6 protein-coding genes are annotated in these 4,563 nt (G+C 39.5%); all 6 read left to right on the forward strand.

The window, feature by feature from the left end:
* On the forward strand, positions 1–960 hold a 960-nt coding region (locus I4V84_RS19270), incomplete at its 5' end, for a ParB/RepB/Spo0J family partition protein (protein ID WP_243284157.1).
* A gap of 14 nt (positions 961–974) precedes the next feature.
* The gene (locus I4V84_RS19275; RefSeq protein ID WP_005334870.1) at positions 975–1,760 is read left to right on the forward strand and encodes an AAA family ATPase; all 786 of its coding nucleotides are present in this window, start codon (positions 975–977) and stop codon (positions 1,758–1,760) included.
* The gene (locus tag I4V84_RS19280; RefSeq protein ID WP_195993177.1) at positions 1,750–2,652 is read left to right on the forward strand and encodes a ParB/RepB/Spo0J family partition protein; all 903 of its coding nucleotides are present in this window, start codon (positions 1,750–1,752) and stop codon (positions 2,650–2,652) included. Before I4V84_RS19275 ends, I4V84_RS19280 begins: the two co-directional genes overlap by 11 nt.
* A 78-nt stretch (positions 2,653–2,730) precedes the next feature.
* On the forward strand, positions 2,731–3,729 hold the full coding sequence (locus I4V84_RS19285; RefSeq protein WP_005334866.1) for a DUF6017 domain-containing protein: 999 nt from the start codon (positions 2,731–2,733) through the stop codon (positions 3,727–3,729).
* 9 nt (positions 3,730–3,738) lie between these two features.
* Positions 3,739–4,035, forward strand: coding sequence for a hypothetical protein (locus I4V84_RS19290; RefSeq protein WP_005334864.1), 297 nt, complete (start codon positions 3,739–3,741; stop codon positions 4,033–4,035).
* A gap of 13 nt (positions 4,036–4,048) precedes the next feature.
* Positions 4,049–4,447 (forward strand): hypothetical protein, encoded by a 399-nt coding sequence (locus I4V84_RS19295; protein ID WP_330371202.1) that lies wholly within the window; start codon positions 4,049–4,051, stop codon positions 4,445–4,447.
* Positions 4,448–4,563: the final 116 nt, after the last annotated feature.

Consider the following 4,563-nt stretch of genomic DNA (forward strand, 5'->3'; position numbering starts at 1 on the left):
AAACAGCAATGTCTGTTTGGAACTTTACTATCTATAAAAGTTCCAGGCAGGCATTTTTTATTTCCTGAATCCTGGAGGAAAGGAGTCAAGATGACTGAACCAAACAGACAATCAGAAGAAAACGAAGAAAGAATCATAGAAATTGAGATTGAGCGTCTTCGACCGTTCAAAGAGCATCCGTTTCAGGTGAAGGATGATAAGGAAATGTTTCTTCTGCAGGAAAGCATTGAAAAGTATGGAATATTAAATCCGCTGATCGTCAGACCGGTACCGGATGGATACTATGAGATCATATCCGGCCACAGAAGAAAACATGCTGCGGAGAAACTGGGATACCGTAAAGTACCGGTAATCATCCGGGTATTAAGTGAAGATGATTCCATCTTGAGCATGGTAGATTCCAATCTTCACAGAGAACGGATCAGCTACAGTGAAAAAGCTTTTGCTTACAAACTGAAGAATGACGTATTAAAAAGAAAAAGTGGTCGAAAAAAGAGCCAAGTTGACCACAAAACACCAAGAAAGCGGGCAATAGAAATCATCAGTGAAGATTGTGGTGATAGCCCAAAACAAGTGCAGCGTTATATCTCACTGACAAAACTGATACCGGAAATGTTGCAGAAACTGGATGATGAGATCATTTCTTTTTGTCCGGCTGTAGAGATAGCTGCATTAAGTGAAAAAGAACAAAGAGAACTGCTTGTAGCAATGGAGTATGCACAGGCAATCCCATCACTCTCACAGGCCCAGAGGATCCGGCAACTGAGTAAAGAAAAACAGTTGTCACTGGAAAAGATGGAAGAGATCATGTGTGAAGTGAAAAAGGGTGAGATCACAAGAGTGGCATTCACAAACGAGCAGTTGCACAAGTATTTTCCAAATTCTTATACACCGGCAATGATGAAACGGGAAATACTGGCACTGTTGAAATTATGGAAAAAAGAATCATGGGATAGTTAAAGGAGGAAGAAATCATGTGTAAAGTTATATCCGTAGTAAACCAGAAAGGTGGCGTCGGAAAGACCACCACAACCGTAAATGTAGGCATTGGACTGGCAAGAGAAGGTAAGAAAGTGTTGCTGATCGACGCGGATCCACAGGGAAGTTTAACCGCAAGTCTTGGATATGAGGAACCGGATGATCTTCGCATCACACTGGCAACGATTATGATGGATGTCATTAACGAAGAAGAAATCTCTCTGGAAGATGGTATCTTACATCACCAGGAAAATGTAGATCTACTTCCGGCAAATATTGAGCTTTCTGCCCTGGAAGTAACGATGGGAAATGTTATGAGCAGAGAAATGATCATGAAGGAATATATCGATGCGATAAGAGGCCGATACGATTATATCCTGATCGACTGTATGCCAAGTCTTGGTATGATGACAATCAATGCACTGGTCTCTTCCGATTCCGTGCTGATACCTGTACAGGCCGCATATCTGCCGGTGAAAGGACTTCAGCAGCTGATCAAGACCATTCTTACAGTAAAGAAAAGGCTGAACCGGAAACTGGCGATTGAGGGCATTCTGTTGACTATGGTTGATTTCAGAACCAATTACGCAAGGGACATTGCATCGAGAGTACATACAACATACGGAAGCCAGATAGAAGTATTTGAAAATGTGATTCCGATGTCTGTAAAAGCAGCTGAGACCAGTGCAGAGGGAAAAAGCATCTACATGCACTGCCCGAAAGGAAAAGTTGCCGAAGCATATAAGAACTTAACACAGGAGGTTTTGAAAAATGAAAAATAGAAGTGGCGAAAAGATTAAACTGGCAAGCATTGATGAACTGCTTGGTGTGGTAAATGAAGAATCTGCAATGGAGATAGAGATTAGTAAGATCCATCCGTTTAAAAATCATCCGTTCAAGGTGCTGGATGATGAAAAGATGCAGGATCTGGTTGAAAGTGTAAGGATCAATGGAGTACTGACACCGGTACTGCTTCGAATGGATGATAATGAAGAATATGAAATGGTATCCGGTCACAGAAGAATGCATGCAGCACAGCTTGCAGGACTTACAACTATTCCGGCAATCGTAAGAGAATTATCGGATGATGATGCCATTGTGGCTATGGTGGATGCTAACATTCAGCGAGAGGAATTGTTGCCGAGTGAGAAAGCATTTGCTTATAAGATGAAACTAGAGGCAATGAAAAGACAGGGAGTTAGAACAGATTTAACTTTGTCTCAAAATGAGACGAAGTTGAGATCTGATGAAGTCTTGAGCAAGCAAGTTGGGGAAAGTAGAGCTCAGGTTCAAAGATTTGTACGATTAACAGAACTTATTCCGGAACTTCTTGATCTGGTAGATAACAAGAAGCTTCAGTTTACGGTTGCTGTCAATATCTCCTACATCGATAAGGAAGTACAGGGATGGATCTACGAATATATCAACGACACCGGATTCATCAAACCAAAACAGATTGCAGCACTCAGAAATCAGCTGAATGATGGACCAATCAATCAGATTCAGATGTTATCGATTTTCAATAACTGTGTGATGGCAAAGAAAGTATCCCGGTCTCTTACTTTCTCAGAAAAGAAACTGACAAAGTATTTTCCGGATGATTATACAGCCAAAGATATGGAGCAGGTGATTGAATCATTATTAGAAAAGTGGATGCAGGAACAGTCCTGTTAAGGAGAGAAAAAGCTAAGAAAACAATGTCAAAGAAGTTTAAAAAGAGGACTTCTTAGCAGAAAATGAAAGGAGGAAATTATGGAGAAAAAAATGACATTTAATTATTTTTACGGTACCGAAGCTGATCAGTTCAGCTTCTACCGCATACCAAAAGCATTATTTACAGACAGCTATTTTAAAGATTTATCAAGCGATGCTAAAATTTTATATGGACTGATGTTGGATCGAATGTCTCTTTCCATCAAAAATCAGTGGTTTGACGACAAAAACAGAGCATATATCTACTTTTCCATCGAAGATATCATGGAATTACTGAACTGTGGCAGAAATAAAGCCATCAAATCCATGAGAGAGCTGGATGACGAAACAGGAATTGGTCTGATTGAGAAACGCAGGCAGGGATTTGGAAAGGTGAATGTTATCTACGTAAAAACCTTTATGCCTGAGAAAACAGATGAGAAAAAATTTGGAGAGGAATTAGAGAAGTTTAAAAAACAAACTTCTGTGGAAAATGAAGAGCCTGCAGAAGTTTACAATTTAAACTTCATGAAGTCCCAAAATCAAACTTCTAGAAGTCCCGAAAACAAACTTCAAGAAGTTTACATTTCAAACCCTAATAATACTAATCTTAGTTATACTGAAATGAATGATAATAAATCTAATCCTATCATATCTGTGGATGAGAAAAGATTTGATAGCGATAACCGCTCTGAGGATTATCAGGCTTATGAAAACCTTGTCAAAGAGACCATTGATTATGAATCACTGGAAGTAACCCATCATGACGATATGCGACAGGTAGATGAAATCGTGAACCTGATCGTAGAAACTGTGATGTGTAAAAATGACAAGATATTGATTGCCAGCAACTGGTATCCGGCATCACTGGTGAAGAAAAAATTTCTGATGCTGACCTATTCACATATCGAGTATGTCTTACACTGTATGCGTGGTAACACCACCAAAGTGAAGAACATCAAGAAATATTTATTAGCATCCCTGTTTAATGCACCGTCTACGATGAACGGGTATTATCAGGCAGAGGTGAACCATGATATGCCAGGACTGGTAAGATAGGAGGTGCACATGTTTATTTTAAAACTTGCTGGGAAAATATTATTACTGCCGGTATGGCTGATCCTTTTTGTGATCGGACTGGCAGTAAAGATGACAGTACAGACTTATGCGGTTGTCAGAGGGATCCTTGGGTTTATATTCACTTTGTTGATTATAGCGACTGCATACTGTTACCATGACTGGGTACAGGTTGCATTTCTGTTTTCGCTGAGTGTAATTCTGTATCTGATCCTTTTTGCAGGAGTGTTCGTAGATACTGTACTGGACATGACAAGAGAACGCATTATTGATTTTATTATATCGTGAGGAGAATATGAAAATGAGCGAAAACAATGATTATATTCAGTTACCACCACTTAAAAAAGACACACCGTCCGATGTGGTAGCATTTATGTGGGAGTACATAAAAGTACCGGAGGATTCAAGAGAAAAAGTTAAGAATCTGCTTAAAGATGCAAATGAAAATGGCGTAAAATTAAGTCATCAGGCACCAACACTGTATGATGTTGTCCCAAAAGAAGAAATTACTGAATTTGAAGAGCTTATGCGCAAAACCATAGCTGACATTGTATCAGAAGCCAGTAGCATTGCCTGTTGGGTGTATGTGCAGAAATATGTGAAACAGAAAACTCTTGACGAAATGCTACAAGAATTGCCAGGAGCAGGCCAGTTTATCATTGTCATGGATACCTGGTTCGAAAGACTGATGGCGGAATAATGGATGCTATGATAGAATAAAGAAAACGATTTGAAGTGCAAATCGTTAAGGAAAGAATCGAAGGTGGTGCAAACGAAAAAGCAGTATTGAGACTTTTCATTAACTGCCCTTTCGTT

This window comes from Ruminococcus sp. 1001713B170207_170306_F1 (assembly GCF_015668065.1).
In the GTDB taxonomy this organism is placed as follows: domain Bacteria; phylum Bacillota; class Clostridia; order Lachnospirales; family Lachnospiraceae; genus Blautia_A; species Blautia_A faecis.